The 15,432-nt window shown below is 68.9% G+C and carries 14 protein-coding genes; 9 read left to right on the top strand and 5 right to left on the bottom strand.

The window, feature by feature from the left end:
• Positions 1-37 precede the first annotated feature (37 nt).
• Genes Q9R39_RS17005 through Q9R39_RS16995 form a run of 3 tightly spaced genes read right to left on the bottom strand, consistent with a single transcriptional unit; the run spans position 38 to position 2,735 of the window.
• On the bottom strand, positions 38-907 hold the full coding sequence (locus Q9R39_RS17005) for a metal ABC transporter permease (RefSeq protein WP_058252624.1): 870 nt from the start codon (positions 905-907) through the stop codon (positions 38-40).
• Positions 904-1,746 carry a metal ABC transporter ATP-binding protein gene (locus Q9R39_RS17000; RefSeq protein ID WP_058252625.1) on the bottom strand — a complete coding sequence of 281 codons (843 nt, stop codon included), beginning with the start codon at positions 1,744-1,746 and terminating at the stop codon, positions 904-906. Before Q9R39_RS17000 ends, Q9R39_RS17005 begins: the two co-directional genes overlap by 4 nt.
• Positions 1,743-2,735: a metal ABC transporter solute-binding protein, Zn/Mn family gene (locus tag Q9R39_RS16995; RefSeq protein ID WP_058252626.1), complete on the bottom strand. Its 993-nt coding sequence runs from the start codon at positions 2,733-2,735 to the stop codon at positions 1,743-1,745. The genes Q9R39_RS17000 and Q9R39_RS16995 overlap by 4 nt, the downstream gene beginning before the upstream one ends.
• 127 nt (positions 2,736-2,862) lie before the next feature.
• Here Q9R39_RS16995 and mshA point away from each other — a divergent pair, with 127 nt between their 5' ends.
• From mshA to Q9R39_RS16980, 3 genes are all read left to right on the top strand, one after another.
• The gene (gene mshA, locus Q9R39_RS16990) at positions 2,863-4,218 is read left to right on the top strand and encodes a D-inositol-3-phosphate glycosyltransferase (RefSeq protein ID WP_311277848.1); all 1,356 of its coding nucleotides are present in this window, start codon (positions 2,863-2,865) and stop codon (positions 4,216-4,218) included.
• Between the two features lie 60 nt (positions 4,219-4,278).
• Complete coding sequence (locus Q9R39_RS16985) at positions 4,279-4,899, top strand: YbjN domain-containing protein (protein WP_311277847.1); 621 nt, start codon at positions 4,279-4,281, stop codon at positions 4,897-4,899.
• A gap of 81 nt (positions 4,900-4,980) precedes the next feature.
• Positions 4,981-6,588 (top strand): 4-coumarate--CoA ligase family protein, encoded by a 1,608-nt coding sequence (locus Q9R39_RS16980; protein WP_058252628.1) that lies wholly within the window; start codon positions 4,981-4,983, stop codon positions 6,586-6,588.
• Positions 6,589-6,657: 69 nt separating this feature from the next.
• Here Q9R39_RS16980 and Q9R39_RS16975 read toward each other — a convergent pair whose 3' ends face one another.
• The gene (locus tag Q9R39_RS16975; RefSeq protein ID WP_078113001.1) at positions 6,658-8,106 is read right to left on the bottom strand and encodes an APC family permease; all 1,449 of its coding nucleotides are present in this window, start codon (positions 8,104-8,106) and stop codon (positions 6,658-6,660) included.
• A gap of 151 nt (positions 8,107-8,257) precedes the next feature.
• On the opposite strand from Q9R39_RS16975, the gene Q9R39_RS16970 reads away from it, so the two are divergent.
• The 4 genes from Q9R39_RS16970 to Q9R39_RS16955 all read left to right on the top strand — a co-directional run bounded on the left by Q9R39_RS16970 (position 8,258) and on the right by Q9R39_RS16955 (position 11,641).
• Positions 8,258-9,004 (top strand): phosphoglyceromutase, encoded by a 747-nt coding sequence (locus Q9R39_RS16970; RefSeq protein ID WP_058252630.1) that lies wholly within the window; start codon positions 8,258-8,260, stop codon positions 9,002-9,004.
• A gap of 81 nt (positions 9,005-9,085) precedes the next feature.
• Complete coding sequence (locus Q9R39_RS16965; protein WP_058252631.1) at positions 9,086-9,406, top strand: GNAT family N-acetyltransferase; 321 nt, start codon at positions 9,086-9,088, stop codon at positions 9,404-9,406.
• Between the two features lie 139 nt (positions 9,407-9,545).
• Positions 9,546-10,958 (top strand): cell wall metabolism sensor histidine kinase WalK, encoded by a 1,413-nt coding sequence (locus Q9R39_RS16960; RefSeq protein WP_205334081.1) that lies wholly within the window; start codon positions 9,546-9,548, stop codon positions 10,956-10,958.
• Positions 10,955-11,641, top strand: coding sequence for a response regulator transcription factor (locus Q9R39_RS16955; RefSeq protein ID WP_058252633.1), 687 nt, complete (start codon positions 10,955-10,957; stop codon positions 11,639-11,641). Before Q9R39_RS16960 ends, Q9R39_RS16955 begins: the two co-directional genes overlap by 4 nt.
• Before the next feature lie 28 nt (positions 11,642-11,669).
• Here Q9R39_RS16955 and Q9R39_RS16950 read toward each other — a convergent pair whose 3' ends face one another.
• Entirely contained in the window at positions 11,670-12,530 is an 861-nt protein-coding gene (locus Q9R39_RS16950; RefSeq protein WP_311277846.1) for a hypothetical protein, read from the bottom strand.
• 54 nt (positions 12,531-12,584) lie between these two features.
• Here Q9R39_RS16950 and Q9R39_RS16945 point away from each other — a divergent pair, with 54 nt between their 5' ends.
• The gene (locus tag Q9R39_RS16945; RefSeq protein WP_176455923.1) at positions 12,585-13,562 is read left to right on the top strand and encodes a Ppx/GppA phosphatase family protein; all 978 of its coding nucleotides are present in this window, start codon (positions 12,585-12,587) and stop codon (positions 13,560-13,562) included.
• A gap of 54 nt (positions 13,563-13,616) precedes the next feature.
• Positions 13,617-15,407, top strand: coding sequence for a hypothetical protein (locus Q9R39_RS16940; protein ID WP_311277845.1), 1,791 nt, complete (start codon positions 13,617-13,619; stop codon positions 15,405-15,407).
• The last annotated feature ends 25 nt before the right edge of the window (positions 15,408-15,432 follow it).

Here is a 15,432-nt window from a genome sequence, read left to right as displayed (position 1 = left end):
GAGCGAGGCGGCCCGGCGGTGGTTGTGTTCTGTCGGATCAGCGCGTGCGATGCACGCGGCGGTTGCCGATGATCCGGCACACGACGTAGATCGCGAACGAGATGATCGTGACGAAGACCGACACGGGCAGCTTGGGAGCGAGCGACATCAGCAACCCGCCGACCGCCGCGACCTCGGCGAACACGACCGACAGCACCAGCGTGCGCGTCGGATTCGACGTGACGCGGGCGGCGGCGGCGCCCGGGGTGATCATCAGCGACATCACCAGCAGCGCGCCGATGATCTGCACGCCCTGCGCGGCCGCCAGGCCCATGATGATCGCGAACACCACCGACAGGGTGCGGATGGGTACCCCCCGCGCCTGCGCGACGCGGGGATCGGTGGAGGCGAACAGCAGTGGCCGGTAGATGACGGCCAGCACGACGACGACGATGCCCGTGGTGATGGCGATCGCGACCAGGCCGTTGATGCCCACGCTCACGACCTGACCGGTCAGCAACGCGAAGCCGGTCCCGATCCGGCCGTACAAGGCCAGGAACAGGACCCCGATGCCGAGGCCGAACGCCATCACGACGCCGATCACCGAGTCGCGCTCCCGCGCCTTGTTGCCGAGGAAACCGAAGACCGCCGCGGCGATGACCGCGCCGATGACGCCGCCGAGGTTCACGCTGAACCCGATCAGCAGGGCCGCCGCGGCACCGGTCACCGACAGTTCGCTGGCGCCGTGCACCGCGAAGGACATCTGCCGGGCGACGATGAGCGGGCCCAGCAGGCCGCCCAGGAGACCGAGCAGCACCATCGCGAGCAGTGCCTGCTGCATGAAGTCGTAACCGAGCAGGTCGATGGTGGTGGAGAAATCCCAGAGGTCGCTCAACGAGCGGTCGACGGAGAGGTGGGTGACGCTCACGCCGGACCGCCTCGCCTCGCGACACCCGGTTCGCTGTCGGCGGCGCAGTGGTGGGCGTCCTCGCCGCCGATCACGACCAGACGGCCGTTGACGCGCAGCACCTCGACATCGCTGCCGTACAGCTCGCTCAGCGTCTCCGTCGTCATCACCTCATGCGGCTCGCCGATGCGGAACCGGCCGTCGACGAGGTACAGGACCCGGTCGACAAAGGGCAGGATCGGGTTGATCTCGTGGGTCACGAACACGACGGCCGTCCCGGCGTCCCGGCGCCGGCGATCGATGAGGTCCACGACCACCTGTTGATTGGTCGGATCGAGACTGGCGAGCGGCTCGTCGCAGAGCAGCAGCGCGGGATCGCTCACCACCGCCTGGGCGACGCGTAGCCGTTGCTGCTCGCCGCCGGACAGGACGCCCAGCGGGGCGTCGGCGTATGGCAGGGCGTCCACCGAACCGAGCGCGGTGTCGACGAGTGCGCGGCGTCGTGCCCGGCCCCGGAGTCCGACACCCCAGCGGCCGCCGTCGACACCGAACCCGACGAGGTCCCGGCCGCGGATGGCCATCGGGTCGGCGTCGTCCTCGGCGTGCTGCTGGGGGATGTAGCCCACGGCGTCGGTGGTGGTCACGGTGCCGCGGTCGAGCGCGTACTGGTGCAACAGAACCCGCAGGAACGACGTCTTGCCGGAGCCGTTGGGCCCGAGGACCGCGACGAACTCACCGGATTCGATCGTCAGGTCGAGGTCGTCCCAGAGAACCCGGTCGCCGAACGCGAGCCGGGCGCCGGTGAACTCCACGACCGGCCTGCCCTTGCCTGCTCCGGTCGAGTCGCCTGCCCCGGTCAATTGGAGCCGGAACCCAGCGCCGCGGTCAGGGCGTCGATCTGGGCGCCCTGCCACACGACGTAGTCGGTGACGCCGTCGGGCAGGGTCTCGGTGAACTCCACGACCGGGACGCCCGCGGAGCGCGCGACGTCGAGCATGGCCTGTGTCACCGGGTCCACGGCCTGGGTGTTGTAGATCAGCACCTTCGCCCGACGGTCGGCCAGGATGTCCTGCAGTGCCGCACGGTCGGCGGCCGCGGGTGACTGGCCCTCCTCGACGGCCTGGGTGAAACCGGCCGGTGCGATGTCGACGAGCCCGGCCTCGGTCAGCATGAAGCCCGCGAGCGGCTCGGTCTGGGCGACCTCGGTGTCGGCGTGCTGTTCCCGGATGGTGGTGAGCTTCGCGCGCAGACCGTCGATGCCGGTGGTCAAGGTCTCGGCGTTGGCGCGGTAGGTCTCCGCGTTGTCCGGGTCCTTCTCGGCCAGCGCGTCGGCGACCTTGTCGGCCACCTGGGCGACGACGGGGAGGTCGTAGAAGACGTGCTCGTTCTGGTCGCCGTGCGCGTGGTCGTGGGCCCCGTCGGAGTGATCACCGTCGGAGTGATCGCCGGACGCGTGCTCGTCGCCGTGATCGCCACCGGCCTCGTCGGCATGCTCGTCGCTCCCGAGCAGGGCGTAGGCGTCGACCGCCGTCGCGTCCGAGTTGGCCGCCGCCTCCTCCATGTAGGAGTCGTAGTGGCCGCCGTTGAAGACGAGGATGTCGGCATCGGCGATCGTCGCGGTGTCCGCTGCCGAGGGCTCGAACTCGTGCGGATCACCGTCGGCGTTGGTGTACAGCGCGGTCACCTCGGCGTTGTCGCCGGCGACCGCGGCCGCCACCGAACCCCAGACGTTCGTGGACGCGACCACGGTCGGGGGGCCGTCGGTCCCGCCGGAGTCGCTGGAGCAGGCGGACAACACCAGGGCGGCGGCGGACAGCACACCGGCCGTGGCCAGCAGGGATTTCTTCATCGACAACCTTCACGCAAATGACAATCGTTACCGAAAGCAGTCTAGGTGATCGCGGCGACGGGCGTGCAGGGTGTCCGCAGGCCGGGGGACTCCTCGCCCGACACGGCGTTTCTCTATGGTGGAGACCATGACCTCGAGCCCGTCCCCGCGGCGTGTCGCGCTGATCTCCGTGCACACCTCGCCGCTGGCGCAACCGGGCACCGGCGACGCCGGCGGGATGAACGTCTACGTCTGGCAGACCGCGACGCGGCTGGCCCGTCGGGGAGTCGAGGTCGAGATCTTCACCCGCGCGACGTCGTCGGCCGACCCGGCGTCGGTCGCCGCAGCGCCGGGGGTGACGGTGCGCAACGTCGTCGCCGGCCCGTTCGAGGGCCTCGACAAGCGCGACCTGCCCGCCCAGCTGTGTGCGTTCACGGCCGGGGTCCTGCGTGCCGAGGCCGCGCAGGCGCCCGGTCACTACGACGTCATCCACTCGCACTACTGGCTCTCCGGCCAGGTGGGGTGGCTCGCCCGCGACCGGTGGGGTGTACCGCTGGTGCACACCGCGCACACCCTGGCCGCGGTCAAGAACGCATCGCTGGCCGAGGGCGACACCGCCGAGCCGCAGCTGCGGGTCATCGGGGAGCAGCAGGTGGTCGGGGAGGCCGATCGCCTGGTCGCGAACACCCAGACCGAGGCGACCGAATTGCTCTCGATGTACGGTGCCGCCGCCGACCGTATCGACGTGGTGACCCCTGGTGCCGATCTCGACTGTTACACACCGGGTTCCGCCGCGGCCGCCCGCGCGGAGCTCGGCCTCGACCCCGACGAGATGATCGTGACGTTCGTCGGGCGCATCCAACCGCTGAAGGCCCCCGACCTCCTCGTCGCCGCGGTCGCGCCGCTCATCGGTGAGTCCGCCGCGACCGGGCGGAGGCTGCGGGTGCTCATCGTCGGCGGGCCGTCGGGGTCGGGGCTGCAACGGCCCACCGCGCTGATGGATCAGGTCGCCGAACTCGGGATCGCCGATTCGGTCACCTTCCTGCCGCCCCAGCCGGCGAACCGTCTGGTGCAGGTCTACCGGGCGTCGGATGTGGTTGCCGTGCCCAGTCATTCGGAGAGTTTCGGACTGGTCGCGATCGAGGCGCAGGCCTGCGGGACGCCCGTCATCGCCGCGAATGTGGGTGGCCTCGGGGTGGCGGTCGACGACGGTCGGACCGGTGTGCTGGTCAACGGGCATCGGGTCGGGGACTGGACGAATGCGCTGGAAAAGCTTCTCGCGCAACCCGATCGACTCGTCGAGCTCGGACACAACGCCCGCGCCCACGCCGAGCAGTTCTCCTGGGAACACACGGTCGATCAGCTGCTCGAGAGTTACGGCCGGGCGATGTGGTCGTTCGCCGCGCACCAGCGCCCGGCGTCGCCCGAGGTGTCCGCGACGGCCGCGGCCTCGGCTCGTCTCCGACGCCGCTGGCGTCGTCGGCGCAACCGGGTCACCGTCTGACGCTGTACCGAAGTCGCCCGCTGCGCAAGGGGTTTCCGATTCCACCGACGAGAGGATGCCGTGAGTCGCAACGAGGTCGTCGACCTGCTGGAGAAAACGCTGGGCGAGAACGAGATCGCCTTCGCACGCAAGAGCGGCGGCGGGGCCGACGTCGATCACGTGGTCGTCGAGCTGCCCGGCGAACGCAAACTCAAGACCACCGTGCTGCTGACGGCGAGCGAGCACGGCGTCCGGGTGGAGGCCTTCGTGTGCCGCCGGCCCGACGAGAACCACGCCGGCGTGTACAAGTACCTGCTGAAGCGCAACCGCCGGCTGTACGGCGTCGCCTACACCATCGACAACACCGGTGACATCTACCTCGTGGGCCGGATCTCCGTCGACGGGTTGAGTTCCGGCGAGGTCGACCGGATCCTGGGGCAGGTCCTCGAGGCCGCGGACGGGGATTTCAACACCCTGCTCGAACTCGGGTTCCTGACCTCGATCCAGCGCGAGTGGGCGTGGCGGGTGTCGCGCGGCGAGTCGCTGCGCAACCTGCTCGCGTTCGAGCACCTCATCGACAAGGAATCCCTGCCGGAGGCGGGGGAGCCGCTCGAAGGCCGCTATGTACCGGGCGAGTCGGTCGTCGACGGCGCGCAGAGCACCACCGGGGATCCGTCGATCGCCGAATCGGACGAATCGTAGACTCTCTCGAGAGAGGTCCACGTCACATCGTGTCAACATGCGTTGTACGATGCTGTCGAGAAATTCCCCAATGGAGGTGTCATGAGCTTCACGAGTCCGTTCCCCGACGTCGAGATCCCGGACGTGAGTGTGTTCGAGTTCCTGTTCGGCGCGGTGGCCGAGGAGGACCTCGCCCGTACCGCGCTGGTGGACCCGAAGTCGGGGGCGACGACCACCTATGCGCAGCTGATCTCGCAGATCGAGGCGGCGGCGGGCGCGTTGGCGTCGCGGGGGATCGGCGTCGGCGACGTGGTGGGCATCCTGTCGCCCAACATCCCGGCGTTCGCGACGGTGTTCCACGGGATTCTGCGGGCCGGCGGCACCGCGACGACGATCAACGCACTCTTCACCGGACCCGAGATCGCCAAGCAGCTGCGGGATTCCGGCGCCAAGATGCTGGTGACGATCTCGCCGATGCTGGAGCAGGCCAAGGCCGCCGCCGATGAGGTCGGGCTGGCGGATGCCGACCTGATCGTCCTCGACGGCGAGGGCCAGGACGCCTCCGGACACCCGAACGCGGCGGACCTCCTGGGCGCCGGACTGGCCGCACCGGAGGTGTCGTTCGATCCGGCCACGCACGTCGCGGTCCTGCCGTATTCATCGGGCACGACCGGGAATCCGAAGGGTGTCGCGCTCTCGCATCGCAATCTGGTCGCCAATGTCGCGCAGATCCGACCGTTGCAGGGCATGGGCGCCGACGATGTGGTGATCGCGGTGCTGCCGTTCTTCCACATCTACGGCATGACGGTGCTGCTGAACGCGGCGCTGTACAACCGGGCGTCGCTGGTCGTGATGCCGCGGTTCGACCTCGTCGAGTTCCTCGAGAACATCCAGAACCACAAGGTCACCATGGCCTACATCGCGCCGCCGGTGGCCGTGGCGCTGGCCAAGCACCCGATCATCGACAACTACGACCTGTCCTCGCTGCACACGATTATGTCGGGCGCGGCGCCGCTGGACGACGAGCTGGGCCAGGCCGTCGCCAAACGTCTCGACCTGCACATGCTGCAGGGCTACGGCATGAGTGAGTTGTCGCCGGTGAGTCACATCATCCCGGCCGACACCCCCGGCCTGCTGGGTCAGCAGGACCCCCCGCTGTCCTCGACCGGGTGGGCGGTGCCGAACTCCGAGAACAAGATCGTCGACCCCGCATCGGGTGCCGAGATCGAGCTGCCGAGCGAGGGACTGTCGGAGCCGGGCGAGCTGTGGGTCAAGGGGCCGAACGTGATGCTGGGCTACCTCAACAACGAGCAGGCGACCGCCGACACCATCGACGCCGACGGCTACCTGCACACCGGCGACATGGCGCAGGTCGACCCGACCGGCTGCGTCTACATCGTCGACCGGCTCAAGGAGCTCATCAAGTACAAGGGCTACCAGGTGCCGCCCGCCGAGCTGGAGGCGCTGCTGCTCACCAACGACAAGATCGCCGACGCCGCGGTCATCGGCGTGATCGAGGCGGAGTCGGGCGAGGAGATCCCCAAGGCCTTCGTGGTGCGCCAGCCCGATGCGGAGATCACCGCCGACGAGGTCATCGAGTTCGTGGCGTCGAAGGTGGCCCCGCACAAGAAGGTCCGGGCGGTCGAGTTCATCGAGACGATCCCCAAGTCGGCCTCGGGCAAGATCCTGCGCAAGGACCTCCGCAAGTAGTCTCTGCTTCTGACATCGAGTATGACGTTGTGCCCGGTTGCCGGGCACAACGTCATACTCGTCGGTGCGTCAGGGGATCTCGTGGGGAGGGATGTCGTCGTAGGAGGCCGCTTCGGCGCCGGTTCGCTTCTGATGCCAGTAGGTGAACGCCCACAGCACGACGCCGAGCAGGAGTAGCCAGGCCGCGATCACGTACTGCTGGTTGTCGGCGCGGGCAAACGGGAGGGTGAGCGCCCCGGAGGTCACGGCGCCGAGCACCGCAACCGGCGTATAGGTGCGGAAGTGGTTGTGTCCCACGTGATCCTTGCGCAGCACCAGGACGGAGACGTTGACGACGGTGAACACCGCGAGCAGCAGCAGCGCGGTGGTGCCGCCGAGCAGTCCGACGATGGAACCCTTCGGGTCGGCGCTGACGTAGACCAGTAGGCACAGCGCGATGACGGTGGTGAACACAATCGCGGCGAACGGGGTACGGCGTCCGGGATGGACGTAGGCCAGGAACTTGGGCAGGACACCCTGCTTGGCCATGCCGTACAGCAGCCGGCTGGCCATCATCATGTTGATCAGGGCCGTGTTGGCCACCGCGAACATCGAGATCCACGGCAACAGCTCGGTCATCGGGAAGTCCGGGGCGGCGGTCTGCACGACGTCGACGAGCGGGGTCTCGCTCTCGGCGAGCACACCCACGGGCACGATCGCGACCGCGAGGATCGCGATGAGCACGTACACCACCGCGGTGATCCCCAGACCACTGAGCATGACCTTGGGGAAGATCCTGGTCGGTTCCTTGCACTCCTCGGCCATGTTGACCGAATCCTCGAATCCGACCAGTGCGAAGAACGCCAGCGCCGTCGCCGCCGACACCGCGATGAGGATGTTCCTCTCCTCCGGCGATTCGAAAACCACCACCGCATCCCAGTGATCGGCGTTGCCACCGAACACGAAGAACAGGGCGATGAAGATGACCAGCAGGAGACCCGTCAGCTCGACAAGGGTCAGGACCACGTTGGTGCCCACACCTTCGGCGACGCCGCGGAAGTTGATGAACATGACCAGCAGCAGGAAGCCGATCGCGATGAACAGCAGAGCGGGGTGCGTCGCATCCGGGGACTCGCCGCCGTTGATGCCGGTCAGCATGTTCACCGCGAACGCGCGGGACGCGGTGGTCGCCGAGGTGATACCCGAACACATCACGGTGAACAGCACGATGAAGGTGATGAAGTGGACGCCGAAAGCCTTGTGCACGTACAGGGCAGCGCCGGCGGCCTGGGGATATTTGGTCACCAGCTCCAGGTAGGAGAACGCCGTCAGCGTCGCCACCGCGAACGCGATGAGGAACGGCAGCCACGCCGCGCCCCCGACCTCGCCGGCGACCTGGCCGGTGAGTGCGTAGACGCCGGTGCCCAGGATGTCGCCGATGATAAACAGCAACAACAGCTTCCAGCCCAACACGCGTTTGAGCTCGGGCTGCTTCTCCGCATTCTGGCCGGTCGCGCCGGCGTCTGTACTGGCTGTCATGCGCTAACGCTAGACCCGCCCATGGCCGTTCGCGCGGCGAATCGACCGGTTCATTACCATTTCGTCGTCACCAGGTGCGCGCCGGGGTCCGGCCGGGGGTTCAGGCGCCGGTGAGGAGAGGGTGCGCACCGACTGTGGAAAACTATCGGCCATGAGCAACGGCACCCTGATCCTGATGCGGCACGGCGAGAGCGAATGGAATGCGTCCAACCAGTTCACCGGTTGGGTCGATGTGGCGCTCACCGACAAGGGCAGGGCCGAGGCCGAACGCGGGGGCGAGCTCCTCGTCGAGCACGACCTGCTGCCTGACGTCGTCTACACGTCGCTGCTGCGCCGCGCGATCACGACCGCGCACATCGCCCTCGACCGGGCCGACCGGCTCTGGATCCCGGTGATCCGCGACTGGCGACTCAACGAACGTCACTACGGCGCGCTGCAGGGCCTGAACAAGGCCGAGACCAAGGAGAAGTTCGGCGACGAGCAGTTCATGCTGTGGCGCCGCAGTTACGACACCCCGCCGCCGGCGATCGAACCCGATGCCGAATACAGCCAGGTGGGCGACGCGCGGTACGCCGATCTCCCCGAGGTGCCGCTGACCGAGTGCCTCAAGGACGTCGTCGAGCGGTTCATCCCGTACTACCTCGAGACGATCGTCGCCGACGTCCGGGCGGGGAAGAACGTGCTGCTCGCGGCACACGGCAACTCGCTGCGCGCGCTCGTCAAGCACCTCGACGGCATCTCCGACGACGACATCGCCGGACTGAACATCCCCACCGGCAACCCGCTTCGTTACGACCTCGACGACGACCTGAAGCCGCTCAACCCGGGTGGTACCTACCTCGACCCCGAGGCGGCCGCCGCGGGTGCCGCCGCGGTGGCGGCCCAAGGGCAGAAGTAGTCGTCGGGGTCCGTTCGGACATCCAGACGTGACACGTTTCGCCATGGCGTCGACGGTGTGGCGCGCGCTACATTAGACGGCATGGCGGACATGGGCACCCTGCGAATCGAGCACTCACCTGCCCAGGAGCGGTACGAGGCGATCCTCGTCGCCGATTCCCAGGGCGACGACGAGATCGTCGGTTATCTCGACTACGTCTCCGAGCCCTACCAGGTGGTCATCACGCACACCGTGATCCGCGAGCAGTTCAGTGGTCACGGGTACGCGGGCCAATTGGTCCAGGCGGTCCTCGAGGACATCCGGCGCGGCGGCAAGCAGGTCGTGCCGGTCTGCTCCTACGTGCAGCGCTTCATCGAACGTCACCCCGAGTTCGCGGACATGGCGGTTCCGGTTCCGCAATGACCGGTCCGGACACGGCCGCCCCGGTACCGGGGAAGCGCGCCGCCGCGTCGGCAGGGACTCCGGCCAACTCCGCGTGAACAACTGTCGAACACCTTCGTCAGATGTGCGTTCGGTGTTGGTCGAGCCGTAAGCTGCCCCTGTGACCGCCGCAATCTTCGCCGCGACGATCGCGTTCGTACTCGCGCTCTGCCTCGGTGTCGTGATCGGTCGACGCACCCGGGACCGGGACCGGTCCCGAGGGTTCGCGTTCCTCGATCGCATCCCGCGTCGTTCCGCATCCACCGCCGCCGAATTCGTTCCCGAGGCGACCCTCGGTCCCCGTGAGGTGCCGGCCTCGGCCGAGGTCCGTGACTCCGACGTGCAGGCGACCACCGACGACGGCCGCATGACCAAGGCCGGTCTGTTGAGCATGGTCGTGCGTAACACCGAGACCGCCATCGCCGTGGTCGACGAGTTCCGCGACGTCGTGCTGTACAACCAGCGGGCCGTCGAACTCGGGCTCGTACGCGAGATGCTGCTGGCCGACCCGGTGTGGGAGGCCGTGAAGGAAGTGCTCGACACCGGCGTCGAACGGCGCTTCGAGTTCAGCCCGCCGATGTCGAGTCTCGGTTTCGTCTCTACCGGCCGGACGCCCCGGCCCAGTGTCGAGCACGTGCGCTGTCACGCGCGGATCGTCGCGCAGGGCGAGGAACGCTATGTTGTCGCGTACGGACTCGACGACACCGAACACAAACGCGTGGAGGCCACCCGGCGCGACTTCGTCGCCAACGTCTCGCACGAACTCAAGACCCCCGTCGGCGCGATCGGGCTGCTCGCCGAGGCGTTGCTCGAGTCGGCCGACGACACCGATTCGGTGCAGCACTTCGGTCGCCGCGTCGTCGGCGAGACCAAGCGCATGGGCAACATGGTGAGCGAGTTGCTGGCGTTGTCCCGACTCCAGGACGGCGTCACACCGGAGTTCACCTGCATCGACGTAGACTCGCTCATCGACGACGCGCTGACCGCGGCGACGCTCGCCGCCGAGGCGGCGGCCATCGAACTGCGCGCCGACGGTCCGATCGGCGTCATCATCCGCGGCGACCGTCCGCTGCTGCTCACCGCACTGAACAACCTCATCTCGAACGCCATCTCGTACTCGGCGTCGGACACCGTGGTCTCGATCAGCCGCCGCGTGATCAAGATCGACGGGCGGCCGATGGTCGCCATCGCGGTGACCGACCGGGGGATCGGGATCGAGCCGGAGGATCAGCAGCGGGTCTTCGAGCGGTTCTTCCGGGTCGACAAGGCCCGGTCCCGGATGACCGGCGGCACCGGACTCGGACTGGCCATCGTCAAGCACGTGGCCGCCAATCACGGCGGGACCATCAACCTGTGGAGCAAACCCGGCACCGGCTCGACCTTCACGCTGTGCATCCCGGAGGACCTGTCCGACGCCGGCTGGCCGCCGGCCGCCCAGCAGGCGCTGTCGGATCCCGATGCGCCGCCCCGCGCACTTCCCTCCGCGGAGGGTGACGACCCATCTGCCCGACCCACCGAAGGAAACAAGAGTTGACCCACGTTCTGATCGTCGAGGACGAGGAATCGCTGGCGGATCCGCTGGCCTTCCTGCTGCGCAAAGAGGGCTTCGAGGCCAGCGTCATCACCGATGGCGCCCAGGCGTTGCCGACCTTCGATCGCGTCAGCCCCGACATCGTCCTCCTCGACCTCATGCTGCCCGGGATGTCCGGAACCGAGATCTGCAAGGCCCTGCGCACCCGGTCGAACGTCCCGGTGATCATGGTGACCGCGCGCGACAGTGAGATCGACAAGGTCGTCGGCCTCGAACTCGGCGCGGACGACTATGTGACGAAGCCGTATTCGGCGCGCGAGCTGATCGCCCGCATCCGCGCGGTGCTGCGACGCGGCGGGGAGGTGCCCGACGACGGTCTGGAGATCGGGATCCTGGAGGCCGGGCCGGTCCGGATGGACGTCGAGCGACACACCGTGTCGGTCAACGGAACGTCGATCACCCTGCCGCTCAAGGAGTTCGACCTCCTCGAGTATCTGTTGCGCAACTCCGGCCGCGTCCTGACCCGGGGTCAGCTCATCGACCGGGTGTGGGGCGTCGACTACGTCGGCGACACCAAGACACTCGACGTACACGTCAAGCGCCTGCGCTCGAAGATCGAGCCCGACCCGGCGAATCCGAAGCACCTCATCACCGTCCGCGGCCTCGGGTACAAGCTCGAGGCGTGAGCCGGCCGGGCCGCGGCGCCCCGGGGGGCTACTCCGGGGGCTGCAGCTCGTATTTGACGTCGGTCTCGCGGCGCTCGGTCGCGGCCTGCGTCGCCGGGTGGATCGCGATGAGCCCCAGCCCGTTCCGGCGCCGGCAGGCCGCTGCCAGCGCCGCATAGGCGGCCTCGCCGAGCAGCGCGGTGAGCTCGGGTGCGTACGACTCCCACACCTGCTTGGCCCCGATGTGGACGTCGGGGGAACCCGAGCAGTACCACTTCAGATCGTGGCCACCCTCGCCCCAGCCACGCCGGTCGAATTCGGTGATCGTCGTCTGGAGCACCTGGGTGCCGTCGGGGCGTTCGATCCAGTCCTGCTCACGACGGATGGGCAGCTGCCAGCACACGTCGGGTTTGACCGTGAGCGGTTCGAGTCCCTTGCGCAGCGCCATCGAGTGCAGCGCGCATCCGACGCCGCCGGAGAAACCGGGTCGGTTCAGAAAGATGCACGCGCCCTTGTGGAGTCGCGTCTTCAAGGCGGGCTCGTCGTCGAGGTCGCTGTCCTCGAGGTACCCCTTCGGGCCGACCGGGTCCTTGCCGGAGCCCTTCTTGTAGAACTGCCAGTCCTCGGGCGTCAGCATCGCGACGCCGCGGGCGAGGGTCTTGCGATCGTCCTTGTCGGACAGATACGCGCCGTGACTGCAGCACCCGTCGGTCTCCCGGCCCGGGAGGATGCCCTGACATGCGGGTGTGCCGAACACACACGTCCAGTGCGAGAGCAGCCAGGTGAGATCGGCCCGGATGACGTGCTCGGGGTCGGCGGGATCGGCGAATTCGTACCATTCGCGCGGAAAGTCGAGTTCAACCTCCGGCGCGGGATCGATGCGAGGCGCGGACGGCGAAATGGCGGTCACCTTTACACGGTAGCCGGGATCGGGCGGTGCAGGCGGCTGCACTACCGTTGACCCGTGCGCTTAGGAGTCCTCGACGTGGGCAGCAACACAGTCCACCTCCTGGTGGTCGACGCCCATCGTGGCGGTCACCCCACCCCGATGAGTTCGACCAAGGCCGTCCTGCGCCTGGCCGAACAGATCGACGCCGACGGCCGGATGAGTGATCGCGCCGTCGCCAAGCTCATCGAGTCGATCGACGAGTTCACCCACATCGCCCGGACGTCCGGTTGTGAGCAGATGATGGCGTTCGCGACGTCGGCCGTGCGCGATGCGACGAACTCCGACGACCTGCTCGACGAGATCGAGCAGCGGACCGGGGTGCGCGTGCTCGTCCTGTCGGGGCGCGACGAGGCCAGGTTGACGTCGCTGGCGGTGCGCCGCTGGCGTGGCTGGAGCGCCGGCCGCATCCTCGCTCTCGACATCGGCGGCGGCTCCCTGGAGATGTCCAACGGCGTCGACGAGGAACCCGACGTCGCGCTGTCGCTGCCGCTGGGGGCCGGACGTCTCACCCGCGAGTGGCTGCCCGACGATCCGCCGGACCGGCGGCGGGTCGGCGTGCTGCGCGACTGGCTCGACGCCGAGCTCCGCGCACCCGCGTCCCAGCTGCTCGCACCCGGTGCGCCGGATCTGTGCGTCGGCACGTCGAAGACCTTCCGGAGCCTGGCCCGACTGACCGGCGCGGCGCCGTCGAGCGCCGGACCGCGGGTGCGCCGCGAACTGACGACGAGCGGGCTTCGTCAGCTCATCTCCTTCATCTCCCGCATGACCAAGGCCGATCGCGCCGAACTCGAGGGCGTCAGCTCGGACCGGGCGGGCCAGCTGGTCGCCGGGGCGCTGGTCGCCGAGGCGGCGATGCGCGCGTTGCAAGTCGATACACTGGAAATCTGTCCGTGGGCACTCCGGGAAGGTGTGATCCTGCGCCGACTCGACGCGGAGCAGGCCGACGCGCTGGAGCCGACACCGGTGCAGGGCGTTCGCGAGGGCGTCGGCTGACGCCCTGGTAGACCCGGACCCAAACGTTCGAGAACGAGGACGGAGAGCCACTACATGCCGAAGGATTCGGAGCCCGAATCCCGACCCATCTCGGTGTCGGAACTTCTCGCCCGCTCGCAGGGGTCCCAGGGGGACTCGCCGGCACGTACCCGTGACGGCCGCGGCCGCCGACGCGCCGGCCGGGACGGATCGTTCTCGGTGTCCGAGCTGACCGGCGAGATCCCGAAGGTCGCCGACGCGGGAGAGGGTTCCGCGGCGCCCGCGGCCCGGCCCGAGCCGGCAACCCGGCCCGAGCCGGCAACCCGGCCCGAACCCGCAACCCGGCCCGAGCCGGCTGCCCCACCAGCGAGCACCGCGCCTGCGGAGACGGCGGCCCCGGAGAAGGCAGCTCCGGAGAAGACTGCTCCAGAGAAGACGGCTCCGGAGAACGGTGCCCCGGAGCGGGACACGACCCCGCGGAACCGTCCGGCCGCGGCCGCCGCGCCGTTCCCGCGTTCGACGAACCCGGTCCCACGCCGCCCGGCCGACGATCAGCCCGTCGTCGACCGGCCGCGCGCCGACCAGCAGCACCAGGCACGGCCGGGTAACCGCACCGCCAGCGGGATGCCCGGTTACGGCCAGGGAGCCGTCCCGCCGATGTCGACGCGCGACTTCAGCTCCGAGGCGGTGGCACGTCGCCTCGGGCAGACGCCGCCGCGAGATTCCGCTCCCGTCGACCAGGAGTCGGCGAACGCCGTCACCGGCATCATCCCGGTGGTGGGTGAGAACGGGTCGGATCTGTCGGTCGTCGACTCCGACGACGTGGTCACCTACGACCTGACCGAGGTCGATGCGGGAACCGACGGCCCCCGCGAGCGCGGCGACGGCGGGTTCTCCGACGTCATGGACTTCGACGCCTATCGCAACTTCGCCGACGTGGAGAGTGGGAACGACGGGCCGGGGGGCAAGGGCCGGTCCGGGGGCCCGGCCCGCAAGATCGGGGCGTCGAAGAAGACGGGGCCGTCGGGTGTCGTCGGGTTCGCGCGAAAGCTCTTCGGCGGCAAGAACCGGGACCGGAACGACCCCGATCGCCACACCGACGACCACCCGGACGCACACACCGACGGCGACGAGTCGACGCACGACTGGGCAGCCACCGCGGCCGCCGCCGCGACCGCGGGTGGGACGACGGCGGCGATCGCCGCGGCGCACCCCGAGACCCATGACGCCGACGGTCGGTGGACCGGCTCGGACGAGACCGAGAGTCTCCAGACCGCAGGCCGCCCCACCGACGACCACCCGACCGAGGCCATCGAACCGATCGAGTCCACTTCCGAGGGCGACGAGGACCGGGTCGACCTGGTGGAGGAGCGCGAGCCGGAGGGTCCCGCCGAGCCCGAGGGCCCGGCAGAGTTCGATGCCCTGAACGACACCACGGACATCGACGAGACCTCCGATGACGACGCCGATCCCGACTCGGCAGCCGCCACGGCGGAGCACGCCGGCCAGGACGTCGTGCATTCGGCCGCGGACGCGGAGTCCGCCGAGCGGACCGGCACCGTCGACACACCGGCACCGGACGGTCGGGCGACCGACGACGCCGAGGAGTCGCCGGTGAAGGCCTGGCTGGTGTTGTTCGGACAGGCGATCGTCGGCCTCGCGGTCGGCGTCGGCCTGTTCTGGGGTTTCACCGAACTGTGGCGATGGAATCCGTACTTCGCGCTGGTGCTCGCGGTCCTGGTGATCTTCGGCATCGTGACGCTGTCGCATGTGGTCCGGCGCACCAAGGACCTGCCGACGACGCTGCTCGCGCTCGGCGTGGGTCTGCTGGTCACCATCGGGCCGCTGGTGTTGTTGGCCGCGTGAGCCGGTGTGAACCGATGAACCCGTC

It is taken from the genome of Gordonia sp. AC31, assembly GCF_031844505.1.
Lineage (GTDB): Bacteria > Actinomycetota > Actinomycetes > Mycobacteriales > Mycobacteriaceae > Gordonia > Gordonia hongkongensis.
Note: the sequence above shows the minus strand (reverse complement) of the source record. Positions and strands in the feature narration are given on the sequence as shown.

Bases quoted from the DNA above. Each gene is read 5' to 3' on its own strand.
- Q9R39_RS16995 (WP_058252626.1), bottom strand. From the start codon at position 2,735: ATGAAGAAATCCCTGCTGGCCACGGCCGGTGTGCTGTCCGCCGCCGCC.
- mshA (WP_311277848.1), top strand. From the start codon at position 2,863: ATGACCTCGAGCCCGTCCCCGCGGCGTGTCGCGCTGATCTCCGTGCAC.
- Q9R39_RS16980 (WP_058252628.1), top strand. From the start codon at position 4,981: ATGAGCTTCACGAGTCCGTTCCCCGACGTCGAGATCCCGGACGTGAGT.
- Q9R39_RS16975 (WP_078113001.1), bottom strand. From the start codon at position 8,106: ATGACAGCCAGTACAGACGCCGGCGCGACCGGCCAGAATGCGGAGAAG.
- Q9R39_RS16970 (WP_058252630.1), top strand. From the start codon at position 8,258: ATGAGCAACGGCACCCTGATCCTGATGCGGCACGGCGAGAGCGAATGG.
- Q9R39_RS16965 (WP_058252631.1), top strand. From the start codon at position 9,086: ATGGCGGACATGGGCACCCTGCGAATCGAGCACTCACCTGCCCAGGAG.
- Q9R39_RS16940 (WP_311277845.1), top strand. From the start codon at position 13,617: ATGCCGAAGGATTCGGAGCCCGAATCCCGACCCATCTCGGTGTCGGAA.